Origin of the sequence: Phenylobacterium sp. 58.2.17, assembly GCF_026411515.1 — a bacterium.
In the GTDB taxonomy this organism is placed as follows: domain Bacteria; phylum Pseudomonadota; class Alphaproteobacteria; order Caulobacterales; family Caulobacteraceae; genus Phenylobacterium.
The window spans coordinates 16152-41309 of the sequence record NZ_JAPMTQ010000033.1 but is presented as its reverse complement, the minus strand read 5'-3'; the positions used below and the strand labels follow the sequence as shown (position 1 = coordinate 41309).

Here is a 25158-nt window from a genome sequence, read left to right as displayed (position 1 = left end):
TTCATCAGCTCGCGCGGTCCTTTTGCCTGAGCGTTTCCGGGGCGGTTGCGCCTTCGGCTCCGGGCCCCGAAAGGCCCGATCTCTCCCGCGAGAGTCGTCGCATAACTCTTCGATCGCCGAATGGGAGTCAATGCGCCACGCGTTCCATGGCCGACGCTTGTGACGATCTGCGCGCGGACGTCGCGGGCCGGGGCGCCGCGTGCTAGGTTGGTGCGTCAGGCGCGACAGCGACCGCCTCGGCCGCGGGGACCCGCCTGGCGGAGGCGGCGCCATGCCCTCGATCACCCCAAAGGCCCTGAAAACTGCGCTGGAAAGCCGCGACGCCTCGGCGCTGGTCGGCTTCTATGTCGACGATGCGGTCATCCAGATCATCGACCGCGACCACACGCCCAGCGCCCCGTTGGAGCTGCGCGGCAAGGCGCAGATCGCCCGCTATTACGAGGACGTCTGCGGCCGGGCGATGACCCACAGGCTGGAGTCGGCCGTCGCCGACGACGCGCACATGGCGTTCAGCGAGTCCTGCGCCTACCCGGACGGGACCCGCGTGTTCTGCACGGCGATGCTCGACCTCGATCACGGCCAGATCCGCAACCAGGTCACGGTCCAGGCCTGGGACGCCTGAGCGCCCCGACCGAGACCCGGCCTACATCCGCTCGGGCGCCTCGATGCCCAGCAGGTCCAGCGCCTGTTCGAGCTGGCGCAGCGTGGTCTGGGCCAGGGCCAGGCGCGAGGCCTTGACCGCCGGCTCGGCGCTGAGGATCGGACAGGCCGCGTAGAACTTCGAGAACGCCTGGGCCAGCTTGTAGGCATGCTCGGCCACGAAGTTCGGCGCCTTCTTGTCGTAGGCGTCGGCCAGCGCCTGGTCGTAGGCGTCGAGCAGCAGCACCAGATCGCGCTCGGCCGGTTCGGCGACCACGATCGGCCCCGGCTCGGCGCCTTCGGCCTGCGCCTTGCGCAGCAGCGATTTCACTCGCACCGCCTGGTACAGCAGGTACGGCCCGGTCTTGCCCTCGAAGCTCGAGAAGCGGTCGAGATCGAAGACGTAGGACGTCCCGCGGAAGTTCTGCAGGTCGGCGAACTTCAGCGCCGCGACGGCGACCTTGTGGGCGGTGTCCTCGAAGGTGTCGGGATCGAGCTCGGCGCCCAGCCCCGCCTCGTGCAGGCGCTCGCGCGCCTTGTCGCGGGTCATGACGATCATGTCGTTCAGCTTCAGGACGCCGCCTTCGCGGGTCTTGAACGGCTTGCCGTCGGTCCCGTTCATGGTGCCGAAGCCGACATGTTCCAGGCTGCCCTCGCCCGCGTAGCCGGCCAGGTAGGCGGCGCGGAACACGATCTCGAAGTGGTCGGCCTGGCGCTGGTCCACGGCGTAGAGCACGTGGTCGGGGCCGAAGCTCTGCTTGCGGTCGAGGATCGTCGCCAGGTCGGTCGTGCCGTACATGGCCGAGCCCTCGGACGAGACCACCAGCAGCGGCGGCAGCTCGCGCTTGTCGCCCTCCTTGGCGACGCGGATGATCCGCGCGCCCTGGTCGTCGACCAGCAGGCCCTTGGCGTCCAGTTCGGCGACCATCGGCTCGATCAGCTCGTCGACGTCGCTCTCGCCCTTCCAGAGGTCGAAATCGACGCCCAGGGCGTGGAAGTCGCGCTCCAGGGCGACCTTGGTCACCTTGGCGAAGTGGCGCCACAGCAGGAAGTAGCCGGCCTTGCGGGCCTGCAGTTCGGCGGTCAGCTTGCGGGCCCGGTCGCGGTACTCCGGCTCGGACTTCCCGCGCGCGGCCGCCATCGGATAGAGCCGGTCGAGGTCGGCCAGGCTGACCTTCTCGTCGAACAGGGCGAAGGCGGCGGCCTCGTCGGCCTCGTTGACCTCGCCCTTGGCGTTGAGCTCCTCGACGACCTTGGCGATCGCCGCGTCCTCGTCGGTGACCGCCCCGATCAGCAGTCCCATCTGGTAGCCCCAGTCGCCGAAGTGGGCGTCGCCCACCACGGTGTCGCCGCGGAACCGGTAAATGCGCTTCAGCGATTCGCCGATGATCGACGAACGCAGGTGGCCAACGTGCATCGGCTTGGCCACGTTGGGGCCGCCGTAGTCGATCATCACCTTGCGCGCGGTCTCGACCGCCTGCGCGCCCAGGCGCGGATCGGCGGCGATCTCGGCGGCGCGCGCCGACAGGGCGCCGTCGCTGACGCGCATGTTGATGAAGCCCAGGCCCGCGGCCTCGACCGAGGCCAGCCGCGGGTCGCCGGTCAGGTTGGCCACCACCTCGGCGGCGATGCCGCGCGGATCGCGCTTGGCCACCTTGGCTGCGGGCAGGGCCCCGTTGCACTGGAAGTCCGCCAGGTCGGGCCGGTCAGACGGCGTCACCCGGCCAAGTTCGGCCGGCAGTCCCGCCGCGGCGAAAGCGGCGGCGACCGCTTCGCTCAGGCCCCTTTTCAGGTCGCTCATTTGTTTTCGTTGGTGTTCCCGGCGACGGCCGATCCGGCGTTGAGCCGGAAGCGCTTACCATCGCGGTTGAAGGCCGCCATTTGCGGCGTGACGTCGAAACCGACCAGCACTTCGAAGTTGGCGCCGCTGGTGGTCATGGTGGCGCGCGGAATGGTGATCTGGTTGATCGTTTCGGTGGCGTAGATGCGGTCCTGGCCGGCCGCGAAGTTGATCGGCAGGTCGAAGTATTCCTTGGCGATCACCGACTGCCCGCGCTGGGTCACCGCCACCCAGTAGCGGTAGTTCTTCGAGGAACCCTCGGCCTGCGGGCCCTTGCCCAGCTCGAAGAGGATTTCCATCGTCACCTTGATCGGCTCTTCGTCCTTGTACTGGCAGCCGGCCGAAATGCCCTGGATCTCGCCGGAATAGCCGACCGCCGACGACGCCTCGCGGTTGTCCTTGAACTCGACGTAGCGGGCCGCGTCGTAGAGCACCTTCACATACGGGCACGGGCCGGCGTTGCGCAGCTGCGGCAGCGGCGCCTGGACGTCGGCCCATTCCGATTCGCGCTTGCGCTTCTTGGCGGCCTCTTCCTGCTGGCGCTGTTCATCGTTGCCGCGGCGTTGGGCGAGCGCCAGCTCGGGAACCGTGGACCCGGCCACGATCAGGCCGGCGGCAAGCAGCATCAGGGAGCGGCGCATCAAAGGTCGTCCAAGCCAGAGGGGCGCGCCGCCGCAGGGGCGGTGCGCGTGCATCGCCCCTAGTAATGGCTATCGATTGAGGCCGCAACGCGGCTGGCGGACACGGGCCTGAACGCCTAACTTGCCCGCCATGTTGCAAGAGCCCCGCCCCCGCCCCCCGCTGACGGTCCTGCTGGCCACGCCGCGCGGCTTCTGCGCCGGGGTCGACCGCGCCATCCAGATCGTCGAGCGCGCCATCGAGAAGTACGGGGCTCCGGTCTATGTGCGCCATGAGATCGTCCACAACCGCCACGTGGTCGAGCGGCTGAAGGATCTCGGCGCGGTGTTCGTCGAGGAGCTGTCGGAGTGCCCGACCGACCGCCCGGTGGTGTTCTCCGCCCACGGCGTGCCCAAGTCGGTGCCGGCCGAGGCCAAGGGCCGCCAGATGCTCTATCTCGACGCCACCTGCCCGCTGGTCTCCAAGGTCCACGTCGAGGCCCAGCGCCACTATGACGCCGGCAAGGAGATCGTGCTGATCGGCCACGCCGGCCACCCCGAGGTCGTCGGCACCATGGGTCAGCTGCCCGACGGCGTCGTGAAGCTCATTGAGACGGTCGAGGACGCCCGCGCCTTCAACCCGATCGACCCGGCCAACGTCGCCTTCGCCACCCAGACCACCCTGTCGGTCGACGACACCGCCGAGATCGTCGCGGCCCTGCGCGAGCGGTTCCCGGACATCGCCGCCCCGCACAAGGAAGACATCTGCTACGCCACCACCAACCGCCAGGAAGCGGTCAAGGCGATCTCGGCCCGCGCCGACGTGCTGCTGGTGCTTGGCTCGGCCAACTCCTCCAACTCGGTGCGGCTGGTCGAGGTCGGCAAGCGCTCGGGGGCCAAGGGCGCCTATCTGATCGACGACGCCCACGGCCTGGACCTCGCCTGGCTGGACGGAGCGGCCAGCGTCGGCGTCACCGCCGGGGCCTCGGCCCCAGAGCTGCTGGTCCAGGGGCTGATCGACCGTCTGGCCGAGGCGTTCGACGTCACGGTCGAGGAAGTCGACACCGTGCGCGAGACCGTCAGCTTCAAGCTGCCGCGCAAGCTGACAGCCGACGCTTGACGCGCGGCCCGCGCTCCCGCACTTCCGCGCCACCATGGCCGTTTACACCGACATCTCCGACGAGGAGCTGAACGCGCTCCTCTCCGACTTCGACCTCGGGGCGCCGCTGGCGTTCAAGGGCATCGCCGAAGGGGTCGAGAACTCGAACTTCCTGCTCGAGACCGAGGCCGGCCAGTTCATCCTGACCGTCTATGAAAAGCGGGTGCGCGAGGACGAGCTGCCGTACTTCCTCGGCCTCACCCGCTGGCTGGCCCAGCACGGCTATCCGTCGGCCACCCCGATGATCGACAAGGCCGGCGAGGCGCTCCAGCACGTGCGCGGCAAGCCCTGCGCCATCTTCTCGTTCCTGCCGGGCCTGTCGGTGCGCCGCCCGACCGCCGCTCACTGCCGCGAGGCCGGCGAGGGCCTCGCCCGCCTGCACCTGGCCGCCGACGGTTTTTCCATGACCCGGCCCAACGACCTTGGCCAGGACGCCTGGTCGCCGATGTTCGAGGGCCTCAAGGCCCAGGCCGATGCGCTGAAACCGGGCCTCGCCGCGGTCATCGACGGCGACCTGCAACGCCTCGCCGCGGCCTGGCCCCAGGACCTGCCCAGCGGCGTGATCCACGCCGACTACTTCCCGGACAACGTCTTCTTCCATCCGGGCGGCAAGTTCGCCGGGACCATCGACTTCTACTTCGCCTGCAACGACTTCCTGGCTTACGACATCGCCGTGGCGCTGAACGCCTGGTGCTTCGAGCCCGACGGCAGCTTCAACATCACCAGCGCTCGCGCCCTGCTGGCCGGCTATGAGGCCCACCGCCCCTTGAGCCCCGCCGAGCGCGCCGCCCTGCCGGCCCTGGCCCACGGTGCGGCCATGCGCTTCTTCCTGACCCGGCTGCACGACTGGCACGCCACCCCGGCCGGGGCCCTGGTGCGGCCCAAGGACCCGTTGGAATACGAGCGCAAGCTGGCCGTCCACCGCTCGGCCCCCGACCTCGTCCTGCTGGGCGAGGTTTCGTGACGCCCGCGGTCGTCATCTATTCCGACGGAGCATGCTCGGGAAATCCCGGCCCTGGCGGCTGGGGCGCGGTGATGATCTCCGGAACCCACCTCAAGGAGATCAGCGGCGGCGAGCCGGGCACCACCAACAACCGCATGGAGCTGATGGCCGCCATCCAGGCGCTCGAAGCCCTCAAGAAGCCCTGCAAGGTCGAGCTTCACACCGACAGCCAGTACGTGATGAAGGGCATCTCGGAGTGGATCCACGGCTGGAAGCGCCGCGGCTGGAAGACCGCCGACAACAAGCCGGTCAAGAACGACGACCTCTGGCGGCGGCTCGACGCGGCCCGCGCCCGCCACGACGTCAGCTGGAACTGGGTCAAGGGCCACGCCGGCCACGAGCTGAACGAGCGGGCCGACGCGCTCGCCCGCAAGGGCCTGACGGAGGCGCGCAAGGCTTGACCGTTCGGGTCCGAACGACAACGATGTTCGGGCTTGAACAACGGGAGGCCGAACCATGGCCCCGACCCTGCAGGATCGTCCCGACGTCGCGGTGTTCGGCGAGATCGGCGTCATCGAGCACCTGATCCGCCAGTCGGTTCAGCACCACCTGCCCTCCGGCATGACCTTCGCGCATTTCGAACTGCTGCAGCACTTCGTCCGCAACGGCGACGGCCAGACCCCGGCCGAGCTGGCCCGCGTGATGCTGCTGTCAAAAGCCGCCCTGACCAACATCCTGCAGAAGATGGGCGAGCTCGGGTTCGTCAGCGTGCTGGGCGACGTCGCCGACGGGCGCAAGAAGCGGGTGCGCCTGACCCGCGCCGGGCTCGAGCAGCACGCCGCCGTCATCAAGGCCATGAAGTGGAAGATGGAGCTGCTGCGCGAGGGCTTCACCGACGCCGAGTTCCGTCAGGCCCTGCCGTTCCTGCGCAACCTGCGCCGGTTCCTCGAGGAGGTCAGCGCTGGGCCCGCACCCGGAGCCGAGAGCCGCCGCTGAGGCCGGTGACCTCGACGATCGCCTCCAGCTCCAGCGGCGCGCCGTCCTCGGATTCGGCCGCCCATTCCTTGCCGTCGATCAGCACCCGGCCCGCGCCGTGCACGAAGGCGGCCGAGACCCGCCCCTGGTGCCCGACCAGCCGCGCGACATTGTCGTTGATGTCCGTGGCCGGGGCCCGCTCGCGCGGCCAGAACCGCCGGGCGGCCAGGGTGGTGACGATGGTCAGCACCGCGAACAGTCCGATCTCGACCACCGCGTTGCGGGTGAACAGGCTGACCACCGCGACCACGGCGGCGCAGGCGGCAGGCCACAGCAGCCAGCCCGAGCCGAAGGCGATCTCGGCCGCCAACACCGCGGCCCCGATTGCGGCCCACAGCCAGAAGCCGTGGGCGACATAGAACTCGGCCAGCGGACTCATCGGGTCAGGCTCCGGTCGGCGGGACTGCGCCGCGTGCGGCGCGCGGCGGAGCCGGGCGCTGCGGCGGATCATCGGTGCGGATGGTCTTCACCAGCTCGCCGACCCCGGCCAGCGAGCCGACCAGGGCGCCCATCTCGGCCGGCACGATCACCGTCTTCTGCTGCGGGCTGTCGGCCAGGCGGCCAAAGGCTTCGACGTACTTCTGAGCGACGAAGTAGTTGATGGCGTTGACGTCGCCGCGGGCGATCGCCTCCGACACCATGGCCGTCGCCTTGGCCTCGGCCTCGGCCTCGCGTTCGCGCGCCTCAGCGTCGCGATAGGCCGCTTCGCGGCGGCCCTCGGCCTCCAGGATCGCGGCCTGCTTGGCGCCCTCGGCCCGGGCGATCGCCGCGGCCTTCTCGCCGTCGGCCTCGGTGATCACCGCGCGGCGTTCACGCTCGGCCTTCATCTGCCGGGCCATGGCGCTGGTGATGTCCGGCGGCGGCTGCAGGTCCTTGATCTCGATCCGCGCGACCTTCACCCCCCAGGGGCCGGTGGCCGAGTCGATCACGTGCAGCAGACGGCTGTTGATCTGGTCGCGCTGCGACAGCACCTCGTCCAGCTCCATCGAGCCGACCACCGTGCGCAGGTTGGTCATCGCCAGCTGGGCGATGGCGTAGTTGAGGTTGTCGACGCGATAGGCCGCCGCCGCGGCGTCCATCACCTGGATGAACACGATGCCGTCGACCTGGACCACGGCGTTGTCCTTGGTGATCACTTCCTGGCGCGGCACGTCGAGCACCTGCTCCATCATGTTCACCTTGCGCCCGATCCCTTCGACGAACGGGGTCAGGAAGCTGATTCCGGGCGACAGGGTGCGGGTGTAGCGGCCGAAGCGCTCCACCGTAAACTCGCGGCCCTGCGGCACGATCTTGATGGCCCCGAACAGGATCACCAAGGCCAGGATCAGCAGGACGACGACAGCAGTCAGTTCCATGACAACCTCCCCGAGAAACGGAGGCCACACTAACGCGGTGCAGGCTCCGCCGTCACGCCCTCCTCTTGCGGCGCCGGCTGGATGACGCCGCTGCGGTACTGGGCGCGCGACAGCGTCGTCGCCAGCTCGCGTCCACGCGCGGCCGTCAGCCCCTGCGCACGCCGCGTATCGTCGTCGCAGCCGCGATAGAGCCGCCGGCCCTCGGCGAAACCGGCGTTGAAACTGTCCTTCAACCGGGCCTCCAGCTCCGGATCCCCGGCCTCGGTCTCCGCCAGCCGGTTCATCCGCGCGCGCCAGTACTGGTCGCCGCTCCCCTCGCAGGCCTGGCGCAGAGCGTGGCTTTCGCCCAGCACCCGGCTCAGCTCGGCCAGGGTCTGGGCCATTTCGGGCGAACGTTCCTGCGCCAGGCTCGGAACCGGAGCGAGCAGCAGGGCGGCGACGATGGGCAGGGCGCGGCGCATGGGCCGCACTTAAATGCCCCAGCCGCGGCTTGTCACCCACGGCCCGGAAACGCTAGCCCTGCTCCCCTAGCTGGAGCCACATCCGCATGCGCGCCCTCGCCGTCCTCATCGCCCTCGCCTGCGCCGCTCCGGCGCTCGCCGCCGAACCGGCCAAGCCGGCCCCGAAGGCCGCGGCCAAGCCGGCCGCGTTCGACGCCCGCGATCCGGCCGCCCTGGTCGGACTGCTGGCCACGATGGACGCCAAGGCGACCGTCCTCGGCGCCAACGACGGCGTGGTGGTGCTCGACATCGCCACCCCCGGCGGCCGGTTCGGGGCCCAGTTCGTCGACTGCGACGCCGGCGGCAAGGCCTGCGGCATGGTCGCCTTCTCCACCGCCTTCGACCGGCGCGGCGCCAACCTGGCGCAGATCAACGTCTTCAACCGCAGCCAGGTCGCGTGCCGCGGCTACCTGACCGACGACGGCCGCGCCAACGTCATGTACGGCGCCATGGTCACCGCCCGCACCAACGCCGCCGAGATGAAGCAGCACCTCGGGGTCTGGCAGGGTTGCCTTTCCACCTTCGGCCGTTTCAACCGCGAGCCGCAGGCCTTCCTACCCGGCGCCTAGAGCCCGGTCTGCCAGGGCGCGGCGGCCAACCGCTCGGCCAGGAAGTCCATCAGCACCTTGACCCGCACCGGCCGCAGCCGGCCCGGCGGGCTGACGATGTGCAGCGCCGGGGTCGGCGGGCGCCAGTCGCACATCGCGGTCTCCAGCGTCCCGTCCTTCAGGTCGCGCCAGCAGATGAACTCCGGCTGCAGCGCCACCCCTAGCCCCGCCCGCAGCGAGGCGCTCATGCCCTCGGAGCTGTTGACCCGCATCGGCCCGGCGACCGTCACGCTCTGCTCCTCGCCGGCGTCGCTGGTGAACCGCCAGAGGTCGGGCGTCTCGACGTTCGCATAGGTGAAGCAGCGGTGCTGAGCCAGGTCGCGCGGATGCTGCGGCTTGCCGAACGCCTCGAAGTAGCGCGGCGCCCCGACCAGCATCACCCGCATGTCGCAGAGCTTGCGCGCCAGCAGCGAGGAATCCTGCAGTTGGGCGATCCGCACCGCCAGGTCGTAGCCCTCGGCCACCAGGTCGACCTTGTGGTCGGCAAGGTTCACGTCGAGCGTCACCTCCGGATAGCGGGCCAGGAAGTCGGGCAGGATGTCGGCCATGTGCAGCAGGCCGAACGACACCGGCGCGGCCAGCCGCACCACCCCGCGCGGGATCACCGATTGCGCCGCGGTCTCGACCTCCACCGCCTCGCCCTCGGCCAGGATGCGGTTGGCCCGTTCCAGCGCGTTGCGGCCGCTCTCGGTCAGCGACAGCCGCCGCGAGGTGCGGTGGAACAGCCCGGCCCCCAGGCGCGCTTCCAGGCGGGAGACGGCTTTGGAGACGGTGGCCTTGGAGAGGTCGAGTTCGTCGGCCGCGCGAGCGAACGAACCGGTCTCGGCGACCCGGGCGAAAATCGCCCAGGCTTCGAAGTCAGGGAGCTTTGACATGTCAATTATAGAAACAATCTGTTTCCATCGTTTCTATTTCTAAATCCCCGAGGATCGCTACCTTTTTCTCGAACGGACGGCCCAAGCAAAGCCGCCCCCGAGCGTGGCAGCCGTAAGCGGATACCGGTTACGGCGACCGCCACGCTCCGAATGTTTGAATCCGAGCCCGTAGACGGGCTCAAGGGAGACCAAGTCATGATCGACATCCGGCCCTTCAACACCCTCGGCGGCGCCAACCACGGCTGGCTCGACGCCAAGCATCACTTCTCGTTCGCCGACTATCACGATCCCAAGCGGATGAGCTGGGGCGCCCTGCGCGTCTGGAACGACGACAAGATCGCCCCGAACTCCGGCTTCCCGCCGCACCCGCATGCGAACATGGAGATCATCACCTATGTCCGCTCCGGCGCGATCACCCACCAGGACAGCCTGGGCAACCAGGGCCGGACCGAGGCGGGCGACGTGCAGGTGATGAGCGCCGGCTCGGGCATCCGCCACGCCGAGTACAACGTCGAGAACGAAGACACGACGCTGTTTCAGATCTGGATCCTGCCGACCAAGGCTGGCGGCGAGCCCTCCTGGGGCGCCAAGCCCTTCCCCAAGGGCGACCGCGCCGGGAAGTTCGTGACCCTGGCCAGCGGCGTCGACGGCGATGAAGACGTCCTGCCGATCCGTGCCGACGGCCGGGTCGCCGGCGCCACGCTGAAGGCCGGCGAAACCGCCGAATATCAGCTCGGCGAAGGCCGCTACGCCTACCTCGTGCCGGCCACCGGCGCGATCGAAGTCAACGGCGTCAAGGCCAACGCCCGCGACGGCGTGGCCATCCGCGACGAAGCGACCATCCGCGTCACGGCTCTGGAGGACGCCGAACTCGTCCTCGTCGACGCCGCCTGACGCAAAAGCCGGCCCGGACGCTCCCCCGTCCGGGCCGCCCCTTCTCTCCCCTTCGAAAGCCAGGAATCCCCGATGACCAAAGTCCTCGTGCTCTATCACTCGACCTACGGCCATATCGAAACCATGGCCAAGGCGGTCGCCGAAGGCGCCCGCGAGGCCGGCGCGACCGTCGACATCAAGCGCGTCCCCGAAACCGTCCCGGCGGAGCTCGCCAAGACCTTCGGCTACAAGCTCGATCAGGAAGCGCCGATCGCCACGGTCGACGACCTGGCGAACTACGACGCGATCATCGTCGGGGTCGGCACCCGCTACGGCCGCATGGCCTCGCAGATGGCCGCGTTCTGGGATCTGACCGGCGGCCTGTGGGCCAAGGGCGCCCTGGTCGGCAAGGTCGGCGGCGTCTTCACCTCGACCGCCACCCAGCACGGCGGCCAGGAGACGACCATCATCTCGACCATCACCCAATTGCTGCACCACGGCATGGTGATCGTCGGCCTGCCCTACGCCTGGGCCGGCCAGATGAAGCTCGACGAGATCACCGGCGGCAGCCCCTACGGCGCCTCGACCATCACCGCGGGGGACGGCTCGCGCCAGCCCAGCGCCAACGAACTGGACGGCGCGCGCTTCCAAGGCCGCCACCTGGCCCAGATCGCGGCCAAGGTCGCAGCGTAACGTCCAGAACCTCGGCGGAAGGCCGCACACACCTTCCGCCGCAACGCCGAGCCCGTCCCCGCCAGCCCCGGGGGCGGGCTCTTTGGCGTTTAGGCCGGCACGCCGGCGCGCAGCTTCGCGGTCCGGTCGATCGCCGCCTCGGCTTCCTTGATCAGGTTGGCGACGATCGTGGCCGCCGGCAGCACCTCGTGCACCCCGCCGGCCGACTGACCCATGGCGAAGCACGAACGGTCGGGGTCCAGCCCCTCGATCTGGCCGCCGATGCCGCCCATCACCCCGGCCTGGTGCGAGACCATGGCCTGCATCGGGAACGGCTGGATGTCCTGCGGGCGGGTTTCCCACTCCTCGACGTAAGGGTTCTTCTTCACCCGCATCGGCTTGCCCGAGTACGAGCGCGTGCGGACGGTGTCCTCGTCGGCCGCCTCCAGGATCGCCTGGCGGTACAGCTCGCCGGCGTGCGCCTCCTGCGAGGCGATGAACCGGGTGCCCATCCAGACGCCGGTCGCGCCCAGGGTCAGGGCCGCAGCCAGGCCGCGCCCGTCATAGAGGCCGCCGGCCGCCACCACCGGGATCTTCACCGCTTCGACCGCCTGGGCCACCAGCGGCATGGTGCCGACCAGACCCGTATGCCCGCCGCCCTCGCCGCCCTGGCAGATCACCGCGTCGCAGCCGGCCTGCTCGGCCTTCACCGCGTGCTTCACCGCCCCGCAGACGACCATGACCTTGAGGCCGGCCTTCTTGAGCTTTTCCATGATCGGCATCGGCACGCCGAGGCCCGCCACGAACGACGAGGCGCCCTCCTCGATGATGATCTCCACCGAGGCGGTCAGGCTCTCGGGGCTGGCGGCCAGCAGGTCGACGCCGAACGGCTTGTCGGTCAGGCTTTTGACCTTGCGCATCTCCTCGCGGATGAAATCCGGGTTGCGGCCGGCCATGCCCAGCACGCCATAGCCGCCGGCGTTCGACACCGCCGCCGCCAGCTCGGCGTAGGAGACGCCGCCCATCCCGGCCAGCATGATCGGGTGCTTCACACCCAAGAGGTCGCAAAGCGGAGTATGCAGGCTCATCGAAATCCTCCCGAGTTTTATGGCCGGGAGGATGGCGCCGGGCGGCTGTGATGGAAACTATGACCCGACGTCATCGACACACGGTGGGTGTCATCCCGGTTTGCGCGGCAAGACCGGGACCCATGAACACCGGATAGGTCAGGATGCGGCTCGGCCCCGCCAATCCTTCGTTTTCAAGCGGCAATGGGTCCCGGACTTCGCCTGCGGCGAAGCCGGGATGACAGCCGATGCGCGGTCGCCCTCAGAAGATCGCGTAGCCGCCGTCGATCAGCACCGAGTCCCCCGTGTGGAACGCCGAGGCGTCCGAGGCGAAGTAGACCGCCATGCCGCCGAAGTCGGCCGGCTTGCCCCACCGACGCATCGGCACCCGCTTGATGACGTTGTCGTTGAACTTGTCGTTGTCCTGCGCGCCGGCGGTCATGTCGGTGGCGATCCAGCCGGGCAGAATGCAGTTGGCCCGCACGCCGTAGCGGGCGTGCTCGACGGCGATGGCGCGGACCATCGGGATCAGCGCGCCCTTGGTCGCCGCATAGGCCTCGTTGCGCGCCGCCCCGTCCAGCGCCGACAGCGAGGAGATCGCCACCAGCGAGCCGCCGCCCTGGTCGCCCTGGCCGGCCCGCTCGACCATGTGCTTGCAGGCCTCGCGGAAGGTGAAGAACACGCCGTCCAGATTGACCGACAGCACCTTGCGGTAGGTGTCGGTGGGGAACTCGGCGAACGACTTGGCGCCGCCGCCGATGCCGGCGTTGGCGACGACGGTGTCGACCCGGCCCATCTTGGCCACCGCCTCGGCCATGCCTGCGCGCACCGCCTCCTCGTCGGCGACGTCGACCTGCTGGGTCAGCACCCGCACGCCGGTCGCCTTCAGCTTCTCCGCGGCGTCGGCGTTCTTGGTCGCGTTTGAGCCCCAGATGACGATGTCGGCGCCGGCCTGGGCCATGGCCTCGACCATGCCGAAGCCGATGCCGCCGTTGCCGCCGGTCACCAGGGCCACCTTGCCGGTCAGGTCGAATGGTTTGTAGGCCACGGGCGCCTCCCTCGTTTCAAACAGTTGTTGGACACACAGGAGCGTCCTTCCGCCGGGGCCGTCAAGCGCCCGTGTTGACTTCCGCCGCGCGAAGGCGGCTCGATCACGAAAGCCAGAGGGCGCCTCGCCATGCTCAAGCTCCACGACCACCCGATTTCGCCCGCCGGGCCGGGCGGCTAGCATGAACGCTCGCCGGACCGTCGGGCTGGCGCTGATCGCCGCCCTCGCCCTGCACGACCTCGAGGAGGGGCTCGCCTACGCGCTGCTGAACGGACAGACCGCCGCCATGCTCGACGTCTACCGCATCACCTGGTGGCGGCCCGAGCCGGCGGTGTTCGCCCTGCTGCTGACCGCGGTCACCCTCTCGGTCGGCGCTCTGGCCGGGTGGGCGGCGACCGGCGCGACCACGAGCGGCAAGATCCTCACCCTGCGGACCATCGCCCTGCTGCTGCTGGTCAACGTGCCGCTGCCCCACATGCTGGCGGCCTGGACGTTCGGCGGCTACGCGCCCGGGGTGGCGAGCGCGGTCCTGGTCAACCTGCCGATCTCGATCTGGGCGCTGTGGACCCTGCGAGCGCTGCCACAACCTGAGTAACGTTGTTCTTTGAATTGCGGCAGAGCAAGCTCCCGCCCGCGCAAACCCGCGCGAAGATGACAGGAGAGTTTGCGTGAGAACTGTTCTTGCAGCAGTCGCCCTGGCCCTGGGTCTCAGCAGCGCCGCCATGGCCCAGAACGCGCCCAGGACCTACGACCTCGGTCCGGTCTGGCAGATTTCCTACATCGAGACCAAGCCAGGCATGTTCGACGACTACATGGCCTATCTGAACTCGACCTGGCGCAACATCCAGGAGACCGACAAGGCCCGCGGCGACGTGCTCGACTATCGGGTGCTGGCCGTCGACAACCCGCGCGACGGCGAGGCCGACGTCATCCTGATGATCGAGTACAAGAACATGGCCGTGTTCGACCGCAGCCTCGACGAGAACGAGGCTGTCATGGCCAAGGCTTTCGGCAGCGTGACCAAGAGCAACCAGGCCGCGGTCTCGCGCGAGCAGATCCGCGTGCTGCGCGGCGGCCTCACCGCCCGCGAACTGACCTTCAAGAAATAGCGCGCGTCAGGCGGCGGCGACCGGTCAGGCCGCCGTCCAGCCGCCGTCCAGGACCATGGCCGCGCCGGTCGCCGAGGCGCCCATGTCCGACACCAGGTAGAGCAGCATCCCGGCCAGGTGTTCGTACTCGACGAACTGCTTGTTCGGCTGGGCGGCCAGGATGACTTCCTCCATCACCCGGTCCTCGGGAATGCCGCGAGCCTTGGCCTGGTCGGCGATCTGGGCCTCGACCAGCGGGGTCTTCACATAGCCGGGGCAGATGGCGTTCGCGGTGATCCCCAGCCGGGCGTTTTCCAGCGCCGTGACCTTGGTGAAGCCGACGACGCCATGCTTGGCCGCCACATAGGCCGACTTGAACGGCGAGGCGACCAGGCCGTGGGCGGAGGCGATGTTGACGATCCGGCCGCGGCCCTGCGCCTTCATGATCGGCAGAGCCGCGCGGGTCGCCAGGAAGGTCGAAGTCAGCACCACCCCGATCAGGTTGTTCCAGGTCTCGACCGGAAACTCGTCGATCGGCGCCACGTGCTGGAAGCCGGCGTTGTTGACCAGGATGTCCAGCCGCCCGAACTCGCGGCGGGCGAAGTCGACCATGTCGGCGACCTCGTCGGCCTTCAGCATGTCGGCGCCGTGGTAGCGGACCTTGACGCCGGTCCGCTGCTCCAGCGCCGCGCGGTCGGCCTCGATCTTGGCCGGGTCGCCGAAGCCGTTGAGCACGACATTGACGCCCTGCTCGGCGAGCGACGCCGCCATCGCCTGGCCGATGCCGCTGGTCGAGCCGGTGATCACGGCCACATGGCCCTGCAGCCCATAGTCGACGGCCATTGGCTCAGTCCTTCTGCTTCTTGGCCGCCGAGGGCGGCGGAGGCTGGGGCCGCGAGAACACCCATTCGGTGTCGCTCGAGGCGTTTTTCTGGAAGCGGTAGCCCTCGCTGTCGAAGGCCTTCAGATCCTCGGCTTTCTCGATCCCGTGGTCGATGGCGTAGCGGGCCATCAGCCCCCGCGCCTTCTTGGCGTAGAACGAGATGATCTTGGACGAGCCGTCCTTCTCCTCGAAGAACTTGGCCGTCACCACAGGCAGCTTGATCGCGTTCCGGTCCACGGCGCCGAAGTATTCCTGGCTGGCGCAGTTCACCAAGGTCGGATCCTTGTGCCCGGCCCCCGCCTCGTTCAGCACGGCGGCGATCCTGTCGCCCCAGAAGTCGTAGAGGCTGGCCCCGCGCTTCGTCTTGATCCGCACGCCCATTTCCAGGCGGTAGGGCTGGATGGCGTCCAGCGGCCGCAGCACGCCGTACAGGCCCGACAGGATGCGCAGGTGCTTCTGGGCGTAGTTCAGGCCCTTCTTGTTCAGCTCGCGCGCCTTCAGCCCCGAATAGACGTCGCCATTGAACGCGAACGCCGCCTGCAGCCCGTCCTCCATCGCCGGATCGAAGGCGGCGAACCGTTCGCGGTTCAGCTCGGCCAGCTTGTCCGACAGGTCCATCATCTTCTTGAGGTCCGAGACCTTCAGCTTCTTGGTCGTGACGCTCAGTTCGGCGATGTCGTCGACCATCTGCGGCGTCGTCATCGGGGCGGCGCCGTCCGGCCGCGTGAAGTCGAGCGCCTTGGCGGGAGAGATGACGATCAGCATGGGGACTCAGAAATGGACTCGCGGATTCATGATCCGCTTCGGGTCCAGGCTTAGCCGGATCGCCGAGAGCGCCGCAACCTCGACCGGCGACTTGTAGCGCCGCGCCTCTTCGGTCTTCATCGCCCCCAGCCCGTGCTCGGCCGAGATCGAGCCGCCCATCGAGGCGACGATGTCGTGGACGATGCGCGAGCCTTCGCTGCGCAGCGCCGAATGCGCCGCATCGTCGCCGCCGTCGGGCCGGATCACGTCGTAGTGGATGTTGCCGTCGCCGACGTGGCCGAAGGCGGTGACCCGGGCCCCGGGAACCAGCGCCTCCATCCGCGCCGTCGCCTGGTTCAGGAAGTCCGCCACCCGGCTGACCGGCACCGAAACGTCGTGCTTCCAGGTCGCCCCTTCCGGCTTCTGGCCCGGCGACTGGTTCTCGCGCACCGACCAGAACGCCTTCGCCTGCGCCTCGCTCTGGGCGACGGCCGCGTCGCGCACCAGCCCGTCCTCCAGCGCCGCGGCCAGCAGCCGCTCCATGGCGTTCTCCGCCGCGCCGGGCTCGCCCGAGGCGATCTCGATCAGCACGTACCAGGGATGGATTTCAGCTAACGGGTCGCGCTGGTTCGGGATGTTCTTCAGGACGAAGTCGACGCCGCGCCGGCCCATCAGCTCGAAGGCCTCGACCGCGCCCCCCGCTTCATCCTTGGCCCTGGCCAGCAGCCGGATCGCCGCCTCGGGATTGTCCACCGCAGCGATGGCGGTGGCGCGCGAGACCAGCACCGGGAACAGCTTCAGGCTGGCGGCGGTCACCACCCCCAGCGTGCCCTCCGCCCCGATCAGCAGCTGTTTGAGATCATAGCCGGTGTTGTCCTTGCGCAGCCGCTTCAGCCCGTTCCAGATCTCGCCGTTGGGCAGCACCGCCTCCAGCCCCAGCACCAGGTCGCGGGTGTTGCCATAGCGCAGCACCGCCGTGCCGCCGGCGTTGGTCGAGACGATGCCGCCGATCGTCGCCGTCCCCTGCGAGGCGATGTCGAGCGGGAAGCGCCGCCGCACCGCCAGCGCCGCCTCGTGCGCGGCCTGCAGGGTCACGCCGGCCTCGGCCACCAGCACGTCGTCGAAGGCGTCGACATCGCGGATCGCCCGCATCCGCTCGGTCGAGAGCAGGATTTCGCCCAACGGGATCTGCCCGCCGACCAGGCCGGTGTTTCCGCCCTGCGGCACCACCGGCGTGCCCGACTCCGCGCAGACGCCGATCACCGCGGCGACCTCGGCCGTGGTCTTCGGCAGCGCCAGGAACGGCGTATCGCCCTGCCAGCGGTCGCGCCACTCGACCAGCTTGGGCGCCAGCCGCTCGGGATCCTGGCTCCAGCCGCCCTCGCCGAGCACGGCCTTGAGGCGGGAGATCACGTCGGCGGGAACGGAAACGGTCATGGCGGCGACCCTAAGCCCGCACCTCGTCCCCTTGAACCTAATTCTCGCCCTGACCGCGCGGTTAGAACCCGCGCGGTTAGAACCGCATCCTGAAGCCGGCGCCGCCCGTGACCGTATAGCTCTCGCCAATGGACGACAGGCCCGTATCGGCGGCGGCCTGCCCGTAAAGGGCATAGCGGCCGTCGCCCCAGCTATAGTCCGCACCTGCTGCAAGCCCGCCCCAAGTGCGGCCCTGGCGGCTGTCGAAGGGCGTTCCTGACACCAGCACACGGGCCCCGTCGAGGAACTCGTACTTCAGGTTGAACAGGCCATAGAGGCTGAGCCGCCGTCTCTGTCCGCTGGCGTCCTGCCAGACGCGGGCGTGGTCGAGCGCCACGCCGGCCCGCCCCTGCAGGCTCTCGCCCCGGTCGCTGTCGACACGGGCGCCGAACCGGTCGCTAAAGCCGTCGAAATCGGTCGAGGCGTAGCTGAGCTGGGCCTGCGGCGTGACGGAGAGTTCAGTCCCCAGAACGAATGCCTTGCCAGCCTCAAGGCTGACGCCGAAACCGCGGCCGTCCTGGCCCGAAGCCTGGCGGCCGGCCAGGCTCGACGTCAGCTCGCTGGCGAACCACGCCGCCTGGGCCTGGGCGTCGAGATAGCCTCCGCGTGGACCATGCCAGGTCATGGCTGCGCCGATAGCATACACATCGGTGTCGATGTCGCCGCCGCCATGTACTGAGGACAGCCTGGTGTCGGCCATGCCCAGCTGGACGTTCAGGCCGCCGATCAGGCGCGCGCCTCCCTCCTCGCCGGACAGGACGCGGTCGACGCCAAACTGGATTTTCCAGCTGTCGGTGTCCTGATGGACTCCCGTCGCCGTGACCGAGGGCTCAAGGTGGCTGGTCCGGCCCTCGATGCGCCCCCAGACGCCCGTGCGCTCCGCGTCGGCGGCGTCATAGCGGCGATCGCCCACGCGCTGGCGCAAGGTCGAGGCCTCGCTCAGCGAGAGCAGTACATTGGCGTAGGCCTCAAAGACCGGCGCCCCCGGCTGGAAGAGCGGCTGCCGCGGCCCGTCCGGTCCGCCAGGCGCCTCGCCCGCGCCGGAACCCGGCACGGTCGAGCGCAGATACCAGTCTCCGTCCGCCGCATCCCTCTCCAGAACATAGCCGTAGGCGCCGGCCACCAGCGCCGGCCGCCCGCCGATGCTGTAGTCGCCGTTGGCCAGCGCGAACTGGCCGCTCGAGGCGCCGTCCACCTGAACCACCAGCATCCCCCTCCCGGTCGCGGCACCCTGGCCGCCGAGGTTCGTCACCGTCACCGGCGTGAGCCCCGAAGACGCTCCCGTCACCACCAGGCGGTCGGCGGGGGCGTGGTCTCCGCCCAGCTCGGCCTCGATCTCCAGGCGGCCGCCCAGGCCCGCATAGTCCCCGGCGATCGTCAGGGTCCCGAAGCCTCCGCTTCCCGGCGCGATCACGCCCTGATTGGACGTCGCCCCGACCTGGCCGGTCCCGCTGAGCCGCGCGCCCGGCGATATGTCCAGGACGCCCCCGACCTCGCCGTCGACCTGCAAGGTCCCGGACGAGATCCTGGTTCCTCCCGTATGGCTGCTCGTCCCTCTCAGGATCAGGGTTCCGAGGTCCGTCTTGTCCAGCCGGCCCGGACCGCTCAGCGCAGCGTCGATGGTCGCCGTGAAGCCGCCGCCCGCCGCCGTTCCGTCCCCCACCCTCACCACGGCGTCGCCGGCCTGCAAGGTGATCGCGTCGCCCGACAGCCTGTAGCCGTCGGAGGCGAATTGCATGCCGCTGATCGCCACAGGGCCCGCGCCGCCGTCCACAGCGACTGAGCCCGGCTTCGCCGCGAAGATCGCGAACACCCCGTTGCTGAAGCTCCCGTTGGTCGCGCCCGCGGCCTGCGTCCAGCTGTTCGGACCGCCGACCCGCCAGATCCCGTCGCCGCCCTGGATCGCCCCGTCGTCGGCCACCCCGCCGGCGCCGTCCCAGAAGTCGAATGGTCCGGGCGGCGGGGGCGGGGGCGGAGGCGGCGGAGGCGGAACCGGCGGGGTGGGATCGCCGCCGCCTCCTCCACCGCCGGGCGAAGCGGTGCGGACCAGGTTCACCTGGTTGGCGATCGCGATCTGGAGGGTGTGGGAGCCGCCCGCCGGCAGAGAGCCGAGGTTCAGGCCCGCATTGGTCAGGGCGCCGGTATAGTTGATCAGGCGATAGACCCCCGGCCCGAAGGTTCCCCCCGGCGACACCGAGACGTTCAGCGTTCCGTCCAGGGTCAGGGCTCCGCCCACGACCAGGAGATCGTTCAACGCACCGCCGACCGTCCCTGCCTGGCCGAGGCGGTAGTTCAGCACCGAGGCGCCCGAGAGCGTCAGGTCGCCGGCGATCGTCAGGGTCCCGGGAGCTGTCGATCCGCCGGGCGAGAGCACGCCGGAGCCGGCCACGCTCACGTTTCCGCCGATGTTTCCGATGCCGCCCAGGGCGCCGCCGGCCCGGACGTCGACGTCGCCGCCGAGCACCGCCGGGGCGCCCGTCTCGCCGACCAGCAGCTTGCCCGCAAATACGGTCGCAGCGCCGGTGAAGGCCGAACTGTCGCCCGCGAGCGTCAGCTTTCCGAGGCCAAGCTTGTTGAGGCTCGAGCCCCCGGAAAAGTCGGTCAGGACGGCGATGTCATAGCCATTGGTGTCGAACCAGGCGCCTTCGCCTCCGATGGCCAGCGCGTCGAATCCGGCCAGAAAGTCGGTCTCGTTCCGGGTCGCGCGCAAGACGCCGCCATCCAGCTCCAGGGTGGCGGCTCCGAGCCCCTTGTCCACCGAGCTGGTTTCCAGCACGCCGCGTCCGCTGGCGTCGCCAAGCAGGCTGAGGGCGCCGATCGACCCGCCGTTCCTGGCGACGACGACGTTGGCGCCGACGATGACCGATCCGCCCTGGTCGACGGTCAGGTCGCCGTCCCCGTCGAAGCCGACCGTAATCTCGTTCGAGACGTCCCAGGTCGAGATGTCGCCGGTGCTGCTGGAGATGACGAGCGTGCCCGTCCCCGCGCCGTCATAGCCGACATAGCCGGCGCCGGTCGTGTTCACCACGCCGCCGCCCTCGATCGTCAGCGAGCCGTTGCTATAGGCCCCGACATAGAGGTTCGCGCTGTTCCAGGTCGAGGCGGCGCCCGCCCCGTCCGTGCCCGAGATCACCACGGAGCCCGTCCCAACGCCCGGACTGCCTATCTCGCCGCCAATGATGCCCTGGTCGCTGTTCATCAGGGCCCCGCCGTCCACGCGGAGGGAGCCTGTACTTGACGCGCCGACATACACCGGCCCCGAACTCGTCCAGGTGGAGACGCCCACGGCGTCGCGGCCCGAGACCGTCACGCTGCTGACGCCGGGGCCGCCGCCGCCGATCGTCACATAGGCGTTGCTCACCACGCCGCCGTTCTCGATGAGCAGCCGCCCGACCCCGAGAACGCCGAGGCGAAGATCGCCATTGGTCCAGGTCGACGCCACGCCGTCGGCGCCGCGGCCGCGCACGGTCACCGTGCCGTCGCCGGTGGTGTCGGCGCCGACATAGCTGTCCTGGCTGGTGACCAGGCCGCCGTCCTCGATGGTCAGCGCGCCCGTGCCCGACTGGCCGACCGTCAGCGTGCCATTGTTGGTCCAGGTCGAAGCCTGTCCGCCGCCCTGGCCGGAGACCGTGACCGTCCCCTGCCCAGCGGCGCCGTCGCCGACATAGCCGGAGGCGTTCTCCACGGTTCCGCCGTCCTCGATGGTCAGCGTACCGGGGCCCGCAACGCCCACGATGAGATCGCCCGCGACCACCCAATCCGGCGTCTGGATGGGACTCTCGTTCAGATCGCCGCCGCCCGTCACGGACTGGGCCAAGGCCGGCGGCGCGCTGGCCAGCGCAAGCATCAGCGGGGCGGCTGAGAAGAGGAGACGGCGATGGTCCGACGGTCGGACTTCGGCGCGCGCGCGCACCGTCCCACTTTCGAGATTCTTCTGCATGGCTCACGTCACTCGAGAAAGCAGGCCATGTTTTGCACCTTAGGTTGATTATTCGTTTGGGTAGCCGCGCCCCGCGTCCGCCCCCGCTTCCGTCCGGTCCTGGCGTTCGGCCCGGCAAGTGCTACACGCCTCCGGCGATCAACTTCGAGACAGGCTGGCGATGATTCACCCGGGCGCGACCTTCAAGGACAACCTGCAGCAACTGCCGGCGATCGACGGTGTGCAGCGCATCGACCTCATCGACGCCCAGGGCGAGGTCGTCGCCAGCATCGAGAACCAGCCTGGCAAGCAAGGCTCGCTGGCCGTCTACCAGTACCTGAAGCAGGCCTTCGGCGCCCTGGATGCTCGGGCGGCCGAGCATGGCCTGGCGGTGTTCGCCGAGCATACGGCCGACGCCCGCAGCCGCCCCGGCGCGCACCCGAATATCGACCGCCTGCTCGAGATCGTCGCCGGCGGCGGCCCGCTGCAGATCGAGGTCGTCGCCGCCGACCGCTGAGCCGCAACCCCGGGGAGGCCGCATCGATGAACGTCACCGCGCTGGCCCTCCCCGAAGTGCGGCTGCTGGTTCCAGAGCGCCGCGAGGATGCACGCGGATGGGTCTCGGCCACCTGGGAGCGCGCGCGCCTGGCGGCGGCGGGGATCGAGGCCGACTTCCTGCAGGACAATCAGGTGAACTCGTTGCGCGCCGGCACGGTCCGCGGCCTTCACTTCCAGGCCGCGCCCTTTGCGCAGGCCAAGCTCATGCGCGTGCTGCGCGGGGCCGCCTATGACGTCGCCGTGGACATCCGTCCCGGCTCGCCGACCTTCGGCCGGTGGGCAGGCGCCCGGCTGAGCGCCGAAGGCGGCGAGCAGCTCTACTCGCCGCGCGGCTTCGCCCGCGGATGCGTCACCCTGACCGACGACAGCGAACTGCTCCTCAAGGTCGACCGCCCGCACGCCCCGCAGCACCAGGGCGCCATCGCCTGGGACGACCCGGACCTGCGCATCGACTGGGGCCTTGATCCCAGCCAGGCCACCCTCTCCGAGCGGGATCGCTCGGCGCCGCGACTTAGGGACCTGCCGCCCGTCGCGTTCTGACCTGCCGCATAGCGCGGCCGGCCGCCTCCGTTATCCGCCGTGCGCGTTGCTCCACGCCGCTTCCAGCGCGCCGTCGTAGAAATCGGCGAGACGCTCCAACTGCGTCGAGCAATCCCCCGCGAAGCAGGACCCATGCATCACGGCCAACCGGCTGGGGCCCAGCTTCGCCAGGCGGCGGATGGTCGTTCCCAGCTCGGGCGTCAGCGAACTGGCCTTGAACATGGTCTCGGCGCTGATGGCCGCCTCGACGATGCTCTCCTCGGTGAGCGCCGGGCCATCCCCGCATTGGGTGAAGAGATCGCCGGAAAACAGCGTGCGGTCGGTCTCCTCGTAGATCAGGCCCGACTCCCAGGCATGCGGCACATGCGGCGTGTCGAGCCAGCGCACGCGCCGGCCCCCGAGGTCCAGCACCTCTCCGTCGGCGAGCGCGCGTGGCGGCCGATCGGCGAGATCGTTCAGCGAAACCATGCAGGCGGTGACGCCATGCGCGACCGTCGCGGCGGGCGCCGCGGCCAGCCACTCGTTCATGGACCCGCACTCGTCGGACTCGACATGGCCGAACGAAATCCACCGCAGATCCTCAAGCGGCAGGATACGGCTCACTGCCTCCGAGATCTGCGGGAACATCCGCTTCGGGCCGGTGTGGAACAGCAACGGCTCCTCGGCGGTGATCAGATACTGATTGAAGGTGAAGCCGAGCGGCGGCGCGATGTCAGGCACGAAGGTCGAGAAGCGATAGACCCCGTCGGCGATCTCAGCGGCGCGAACTTCCATCCCTGGGCCTCCCAATGACTGGTGGCGACGTTCGGCGCCAGCTTGCGCCCATCAAGGCCGGTTTTCCAGTCGAAGGCGGAGCCGCGCCGCCCAGCGGCCATTGGACGTGTCGGCTAGGCGGACATTCACGTTGGGCGGCAATCGACCCTTTGCGGACGTTGGCCGCTTCCGCTAAAAAGTGGCCTGATAAGCGGGGAGCCCATGGGGCGCTACAGGACTGCTATCTACTACTTCTGCGGTACGCCAGCAGCCCTGGGGTCGCTCGCCGTCTGGAGTACTAGCGTTATTGCAGGCATCAGCTTGGCGTTGCTTGCCCTTGCTTCCTTGGGGGCCGCGTTGGGTATGCGCTGTCCTCGATGTCGGTTGGGCGTCGATAGCCGGGAGCGTGCTGGTTACGAGGTTGGGTATCTGCCCTCAGCTGATTGTCCCAAGTGCGGTCGTTCGCGGCAAGGCGTATGGCCCTTCCAATTTCTGCTTAAACCCGAGCGACCGTAGGGCCCCTTCCCACCCGTCGCGGACGTTCGTTGAGTCGGCCTGAGGCGCCACGGACCAGCGTCCGCGCGGTGGCAGAGACGTGGGGCGGCTCACGACTCCTTGCAGGAAATTTGGCGATCGCACAGCCTGATGGGACGTGGGAGAAGCAGATGAAGCTCGTCGCCATGTTGATCGGCGGAGTGGTCCTTGCGGCCGCAGGCGGCGCTGTCGCCGGCCCGGCGTCCACGGCCGCCTTGGACCCAGCTGAACGACTGGAGAAAAATCGAACCTATCTGGCCTCGGCGCCGAACCCAGATCAGGACGGCGATGGCCGCATCAACTTCGGCGAGTGGCTCGACAAGGAGTGGCGATACCTGCTGTCCTGGGACATGGACGGCGATCAGCGTCTTTCGATGGCCGAGTACATCGCCGTATTTTGCGTTTCTGCGCCAGGTGTTCGCAATGATGCGGCCTACGCCGCATGCGAAGCGTCCAAGAGGGCCGATTTCGGCGGCGCGGGACGGCGGCCCGGCTTCAAGATCACGCGCGAACTCTATGCCCCGGTCGCGCGTCGATCTTTCGCGCGCAACGATCTCGACGAGGACGGATACCTGCTCGCGGGGCGCAGAGGCGACGTCAGTTCGTCCACCCCGCCGCGCTGACCCCGAGTCACGATCCATCAGTTGCCGAGGCCTTGCCGCCAGACCAAGCTCCAATTCATGAGCAGGTCGAAAGGTCGGACCAGGTGGATGGTCGCCGCATGGGTCGCTGCGGGCGCCGGATGTGCGACGACGCCCTCGCTCCAGCCGCTTGCCTACAGCTTTGAGGATCAGCCTGCCGATCGGCGGGTGACGGTCCGGTATCGCAACACCGGCGACAGCGGCGTCTGCGTCTTGCCCGAACATTGGCCCAATCGGGGCGGGGCCATCGACCAGGACGGCGACCGGGTCTTTCTGCACGTCGCCGGGCGCAGGTTCGCCCTGCGAGGCTTCAACACCGGCTATTGCCCGGGCGGTTGTGCGACCTACGTCGCGCCCGGCGGCGAGATCTCAGGCCGCTTGGCCTATGCCGACTTCCAGCTGCCGACCGATCTCGAACAATCTCCGAAGAGTCTTGAATTCAAGGCGCTCGGGTACAGATGCCGGCCGCCATAGGCGCCCGCGCCGCTACTCCGCGCCCCACACCGGCGACCGCTCGCCGTCGAACGGGGTCAGGTTGAGGCAGTAGCGCGCGACGATGCGATCGCCCTCGTGGGTCACGACATGCTTGACCGAGTGGACCGTGTAGCGCCGCGGGCTGGCCGGCGCGCCCGGCGGATCGTCCGCATCCAGCCGCGGCCAGCCTTCATCGTCGAAGCGATCGCCGACCGACACCGGCGTGAAAGGACCCGCCGCGGTGATGACGGCGATCGGCCGATGCCGGCCGGAGGTGTCGTAGAGTTCCATGCGGTATTCGATCGGCGTCATGGCCC

The 25158-nt window shown here is 69.3% G+C and carries 28 protein-coding genes and 1 riboswitch; of the genes, 14 read left to right on the top strand and 14 right to left on the bottom strand.

Annotation, left to right across the window (positions count from 1 at the left end; translation table 11 throughout):
* Positions 1-4: 4 nt before the first annotated feature.
* Positions 5-98: riboswitch (glycine riboswitch) on the bottom strand.
* 173 nt (positions 99-271) lie between these two features.
* Complete coding sequence (locus OUA97_RS17355; protein WP_267233289.1) at positions 272-622, top strand: nuclear transport factor 2 family protein; 351 nt, start codon at positions 272-274, stop codon at positions 620-622.
* Positions 623-643: 21 nt separating this feature from the next.
* Here OUA97_RS17355 and argS read toward each other — a convergent pair whose 3' ends face one another.
* A complete protein-coding gene (gene argS / locus OUA97_RS17350; RefSeq protein ID WP_267233288.1) occupies positions 644-2440 on the bottom strand; it encodes an arginine--tRNA ligase in 1797 nt (598 codons plus the stop codon).
* Positions 2437-3120 carry a Tat pathway signal sequence domain protein gene (locus OUA97_RS17345; protein WP_267233287.1) on the bottom strand — a complete coding sequence of 228 codons (684 nt, stop codon included), beginning with the start codon at positions 3118-3120 and terminating at the stop codon, positions 2437-2439. The genes argS and OUA97_RS17345 overlap by 4 nt, the downstream gene beginning before the upstream one ends.
* A gap of 130 nt (positions 3121-3250) precedes the next feature.
* Between OUA97_RS17345 and ispH the strand changes: the two genes are divergently transcribed.
* The 4 genes from ispH to OUA97_RS17325 are packed head-to-tail and all read left to right on the top strand — an operon-like array spanning position 3251 to position 6194.
* On the top strand, positions 3251-4216 hold the full coding sequence (gene ispH / locus OUA97_RS17340) for a 4-hydroxy-3-methylbut-2-enyl diphosphate reductase (protein ID WP_267233286.1): 966 nt from the start codon (positions 3251-3253) through the stop codon (positions 4214-4216).
* A gap of 34 nt (positions 4217-4250) precedes the next feature.
* Complete coding sequence (gene thrB, locus OUA97_RS17335) at positions 4251-5219, top strand: homoserine kinase (protein ID WP_267233285.1); 969 nt, start codon at positions 4251-4253, stop codon at positions 5217-5219.
* Positions 5216-5659, top strand: coding sequence for a ribonuclease HI (gene rnhA / locus OUA97_RS17330; protein ID WP_267233284.1), 444 nt, complete (start codon positions 5216-5218; stop codon positions 5657-5659). Before thrB ends, rnhA begins: the two co-directional genes overlap by 4 nt.
* A gap of 55 nt (positions 5660-5714) precedes the next feature.
* A complete protein-coding gene (locus tag OUA97_RS17325) occupies positions 5715-6194 on the top strand; it encodes a MarR family winged helix-turn-helix transcriptional regulator (protein ID WP_267233283.1) in 480 nt (159 codons plus the stop codon).
* Here OUA97_RS17325 and OUA97_RS17320 read toward each other — a convergent pair.
* The 3 genes from OUA97_RS17320 to OUA97_RS17310 are packed head-to-tail and all read right to left on the bottom strand — an operon-like array spanning position 6154 to position 8049.
* Positions 6154-6612, bottom strand: a complete 459-nt coding sequence (locus OUA97_RS17320) for an NfeD family protein (protein WP_267233282.1) — start codon at positions 6610-6612, stop codon at positions 6154-6156. The genes OUA97_RS17325 and OUA97_RS17320 overlap by 41 nt on opposite strands.
* A gap of 4 nt (positions 6613-6616) precedes the next feature.
* Positions 6617-7588, bottom strand: a complete 972-nt coding sequence (locus OUA97_RS17315) for an SPFH domain-containing protein (protein ID WP_267233281.1) — start codon at positions 7586-7588, stop codon at positions 6617-6619.
* A gap of 29 nt (positions 7589-7617) precedes the next feature.
* Positions 7618-8049: a TIGR02301 family protein gene (locus OUA97_RS17310; protein WP_267233280.1), complete on the bottom strand. Its 432-nt coding sequence runs from the start codon at positions 8047-8049 to the stop codon at positions 7618-7620.
* A gap of 86 nt (positions 8050-8135) precedes the next feature.
* Here OUA97_RS17310 and OUA97_RS17305 point away from each other — a divergent pair, with 86 nt between their 5' ends.
* Complete coding sequence (locus OUA97_RS17305; RefSeq protein WP_267233279.1) at positions 8136-8657, top strand: hypothetical protein; 522 nt, start codon at positions 8136-8138, stop codon at positions 8655-8657.
* Here OUA97_RS17305 and OUA97_RS17300 read toward each other — a convergent pair.
* Positions 8654-9571, bottom strand: a complete 918-nt coding sequence (locus tag OUA97_RS17300; protein ID WP_267233278.1) for a LysR family transcriptional regulator — start codon at positions 9569-9571, stop codon at positions 8654-8656. The genes OUA97_RS17305 and OUA97_RS17300 overlap by 4 nt on opposite strands.
* A 195-nt stretch (positions 9572-9766) precedes the next feature.
* Here OUA97_RS17300 and OUA97_RS17295 point away from each other — a divergent pair, with 195 nt between their 5' ends.
* Both OUA97_RS17295 and wrbA read left to right on the top strand, forming a co-directional pair.
* Positions 9767-10465, top strand: coding sequence for a pirin family protein (locus OUA97_RS17295; protein WP_267233277.1), 699 nt, complete (start codon positions 9767-9769; stop codon positions 10463-10465).
* 72 nt (positions 10466-10537) lie between these two features.
* Entirely contained in the window at positions 10538-11137 is a 600-nt protein-coding gene (gene wrbA, locus OUA97_RS17290; RefSeq protein ID WP_267233276.1) for an NAD(P)H:quinone oxidoreductase, read from the top strand.
* A gap of 89 nt (positions 11138-11226) precedes the next feature.
* Here wrbA and OUA97_RS17285 read toward each other — a convergent pair whose 3' ends face one another.
* Both OUA97_RS17285 and OUA97_RS17280 read right to left on the bottom strand, forming a co-directional pair.
* The gene (locus tag OUA97_RS17285) at positions 11227-12204 is read right to left on the bottom strand and encodes an NAD(P)H-dependent flavin oxidoreductase (RefSeq protein WP_267233275.1); all 978 of its coding nucleotides are present in this window, start codon (positions 12202-12204) and stop codon (positions 11227-11229) included.
* A gap of 241 nt (positions 12205-12445) precedes the next feature.
* Positions 12446-13231 carry an SDR family NAD(P)-dependent oxidoreductase gene (locus OUA97_RS17280; protein WP_267233274.1) on the bottom strand — a complete coding sequence of 262 codons (786 nt, stop codon included), beginning with the start codon at positions 13229-13231 and terminating at the stop codon, positions 12446-12448.
* Positions 13232-13412: 181 nt separating this feature from the next.
* On the opposite strand from OUA97_RS17280, the gene OUA97_RS17275 reads away from it, so the two are divergent.
* Both OUA97_RS17275 and OUA97_RS17270 read left to right on the top strand, forming a co-directional pair.
* Positions 13413-13826 (top strand): HXXEE domain-containing protein, encoded by a 414-nt coding sequence (locus tag OUA97_RS17275; RefSeq protein WP_267233273.1) that lies wholly within the window; start codon positions 13413-13415, stop codon positions 13824-13826.
* Between the two features lie 73 nt (positions 13827-13899).
* Positions 13900-14340, top strand: a complete 441-nt coding sequence (locus tag OUA97_RS17270) for a hypothetical protein (protein WP_267233272.1) — start codon at positions 13900-13902, stop codon at positions 14338-14340.
* Between the two features lie 24 nt (positions 14341-14364).
* Here OUA97_RS17270 and OUA97_RS17265 read toward each other — a convergent pair whose 3' ends face one another.
* The 4 genes from OUA97_RS17265 to OUA97_RS23365 all read right to left on the bottom strand — a co-directional run bounded on the left by OUA97_RS17265 (position 14365) and on the right by OUA97_RS23365 (position 21362).
* On the bottom strand, positions 14365-15162 hold the full coding sequence (locus tag OUA97_RS17265; RefSeq protein WP_267233271.1) for a 3-hydroxybutyrate dehydrogenase: 798 nt from the start codon (positions 15160-15162) through the stop codon (positions 14365-14367).
* A gap of 4 nt (positions 15163-15166) precedes the next feature.
* A complete protein-coding gene (gene yaaA, locus OUA97_RS17260; protein WP_267233270.1) occupies positions 15167-15967 on the bottom strand; it encodes a peroxide stress protein YaaA in 801 nt (266 codons plus the stop codon).
* 6 nt (positions 15968-15973) lie between these two features.
* A complete protein-coding gene (locus tag OUA97_RS17255) occupies positions 15974-17383 on the bottom strand; it encodes an FAD-binding oxidoreductase (protein ID WP_267233269.1) in 1410 nt (469 codons plus the stop codon).
* Positions 17384-17459: 76 nt separating this feature from the next.
* Complete coding sequence (locus tag OUA97_RS23365; protein ID WP_323690935.1) at positions 17460-21362, bottom strand: autotransporter outer membrane beta-barrel domain-containing protein; 3903 nt, start codon at positions 21360-21362, stop codon at positions 17460-17462.
* Between the two features lie 160 nt (positions 21363-21522).
* Between OUA97_RS23365 and OUA97_RS17240 the strand changes: the two genes are divergently transcribed.
* Together OUA97_RS17240 and rfbC are read left to right on the top strand one after the other, a co-directional pair.
* The gene (locus tag OUA97_RS17240; RefSeq protein WP_267233268.1) at positions 21523-21858 is read left to right on the top strand and encodes a DUF2322 family protein; all 336 of its coding nucleotides are present in this window, start codon (positions 21523-21525) and stop codon (positions 21856-21858) included.
* Between the two features lie 26 nt (positions 21859-21884).
* Positions 21885-22439, top strand: a complete 555-nt coding sequence (gene rfbC / locus OUA97_RS17235; RefSeq protein ID WP_267233267.1) for a dTDP-4-dehydrorhamnose 3,5-epimerase — start codon at positions 21885-21887, stop codon at positions 22437-22439.
* 30 nt (positions 22440-22469) lie between these two features.
* Here the strand turns inward: rfbC and OUA97_RS17230 are convergent, their stop codons facing one another.
* Positions 22470-23213, bottom strand: a complete 744-nt coding sequence (locus OUA97_RS17230; protein ID WP_267233266.1) for an MBL fold metallo-hydrolase — start codon at positions 23211-23213, stop codon at positions 22470-22472.
* A gap of 644 nt (positions 23214-23857) precedes the next feature.
* Here OUA97_RS17230 and OUA97_RS17225 point away from each other — a divergent pair.
* The gene (locus OUA97_RS17225; protein WP_267233265.1) at positions 23858-24349 is read left to right on the top strand and encodes a hypothetical protein; all 492 of its coding nucleotides are present in this window, start codon (positions 23858-23860) and stop codon (positions 24347-24349) included.
* An 87-nt stretch (positions 24350-24436) separates the two neighbouring features.
* On the top strand, positions 24437-24841 hold the full coding sequence (locus OUA97_RS17220; protein WP_267233264.1) for a hypothetical protein: 405 nt from the start codon (positions 24437-24439) through the stop codon (positions 24839-24841).
* 12 nt (positions 24842-24853) lie between these two features.
* Here OUA97_RS17220 and OUA97_RS17215 read toward each other — a convergent pair whose 3' ends face one another.
* Positions 24854-25153 (bottom strand): hypothetical protein, encoded by a 300-nt coding sequence (locus tag OUA97_RS17215; RefSeq protein WP_267233263.1) that lies wholly within the window; start codon positions 25151-25153, stop codon positions 24854-24856.
* Positions 25154-25158 lie beyond the last annotated feature (5 nt).